Annotated in this window: 2 protein-coding genes and 1 pseudogene; 2 read left to right on the top strand and 1 reads right to left on the bottom strand. The window is 24.9% G+C overall.

Translation table 11 applies throughout. The features are described 5' to 3' along the window. A partial coding sequence (locus Q1J76_RS04535) for a hypothetical protein (protein ID WP_300377905.1) occupies nt 1–256 on the bottom strand: 256 nt, incomplete at its 3' end. A gap of 146 nt (nt 257–402) precedes the next feature. Between Q1J76_RS04535 and Q1J76_RS04530 the strand changes: the two genes are divergently transcribed. Then, entirely contained in the window at nt 403–1,764 is a 1,362-nt protein-coding gene (locus Q1J76_RS04530) for an NAD(P)H-dependent oxidoreductase (protein WP_300377902.1), read from the top strand. Nucleotides 1,765–1,838: 74 nt separating this feature from the next. Further along, nucleotides 1,839–1,951: pseudogene (locus Q1J76_RS12600) on the top strand (Rrf2 family transcriptional regulator); the annotation flags it as partial.

Below are 1,951 nucleotides of genomic sequence, written 5' to 3'. Positions count from 1 at the left end.
CAAGTCTTGTATTTGTTATATAAACTTCATATACCCCTATAACTTCGCCGTCATCTGTATTCAAATCCCCAATCCAAATTACTTTATTTAAAAAATCTTTATTCTTTTCTAGTATCTCCTCTTCATTACTAATAGCACCGTACTCCTGTTGAAAAGTATCGCCTAAATGTTTAAGCCATTTATCCTTATCATAAGCCTCATCAAATTGAAAATTATTTACAGCAGATGTATTTTTTACACTATTATTTTTTTTCATAAATATTCCCTTAAAAATTTAAACATGATTGTATATGATTTTATATTAAAACTATATAAAAATAAACAATATTTATATAATAAATAGTATTGTTATTTTTATATTATTTATTATAATTCAATATGTATTTGATATTGGAGTTTTTAATGAATATATTAGTAATAAATGGAAGTCCTAAAGGCAATAACAGCGTAACTTTACAAACTTTATTATTTTTAGAAAAACTATTTATAGAACATAAATTTTCATTTTTGAATGTAGGTCAGAAATTAAGATATTATGAAAAAAATTTTAATGAAGTAGAAAAAGCATTTGAAAAATCGGATATAATAATTTTTTCCTATCCTGTATACACTTTTTTAGTTCCATATCAATTGCATAGATTTATAGAATTATTAAAAGAAAATAATATCAATGTGAAAAATAAATTTGCAACACAATTTTCCACTTCAAAACATTTTTATGATACAACAGCACATAAGTTCTTGGAAGAAAATTGTTTAGATTTGAACTTTAAATATATAAAAGGACTTTCTGCCGATATGGATGATTTGATGAAAAAAGAAGGGCAAAACGATGCTATAAACTTCTTTAATTATTTAATATTCTCAGCAGAAAATAATATATACTTATATAAAGAAATCATTAATCATAAAGAAAAAAAACTCCATCAAAGAAAATATACATATAGTTTAGAAAATAAAGACTCTTCTAAAGATGTGCTTATATTGAGCAATACTTCAGAAGATGATGAGAATTTAAGAAATATAATAGAAGATTTTAAAAGTATTTTCCCATATAAAACAAGAGAAATAAATATAAGAGAATACAATTTTCATGGTGGATGTTTAGGCTGTTTCGGATGTGCCTTGACAGGAAAATGCGTTTATAAAGATAAATTCGATGATTTTTTAAGAAATGAAATACAAACTGCCGATGCTATTATATATGCATTTACAATAGAGAATCATTATACACATTCTAGTTTTAAAATTTATGAAGATAGACAATTCTGCAATGGTCATAGAACAGTTACAGAGGGCATGCCTATAGGATATATTGTAAGCGGTGATTATGAGGCAGAAGCCAATTTACAAACACTTATAGAGGCTCGTTCTGAAGTGGGAGGAAATTTTTTAACTCATGTAGCAAATGATAATAATAAAGATATATTAGAAGAGCTTTCAAAATTATCTTCTGTAATGAAATATGCTATAGAAAATAAATGTACACGCCCTAAAAATTTCTATGGAGTGGGTGGTATGAAAATATTTAGAGATTTGATATACATAATGCAGGGTATTATGAAAGAGGATCATAGATATTATAAGAAACATAATATATACGACTTCCCACAAAAACAGAAAATGAAAATGCTTCAAATGAAATTGGTAGGGGCTTTAATATCTATCCCTTCAATGCAAAAGAAAATGAAAGGCAAAATGAATGAATATATTTTAATGCCTTATAAAAAAGTTATAGATAATGTTAAAATAAAAAGAAGTTAATAAATATTAGTTATATATAATATGTTTTAAGATATTGAATATATTATAATTTTTAATATTCTTTGGGATAATTAATGAAAATTAGCTCAAGATTTACAATAGCAGTGCATACATTACTTTGTATATTGGAATTCAAAGATGAAAAGGTAACATCGAATTTTATATCAGGCAGTGTTAATGTTAATCC

Source organism: Brachyspira sp., assembly GCF_029258575.1.
Taxonomy (GTDB): Bacteria; Spirochaetota; Brachyspiria; order Brachyspirales; family Brachyspiraceae; genus Brachyspira.
This window is presented reverse-complemented; position numbering and strand designations above follow the sequence as displayed.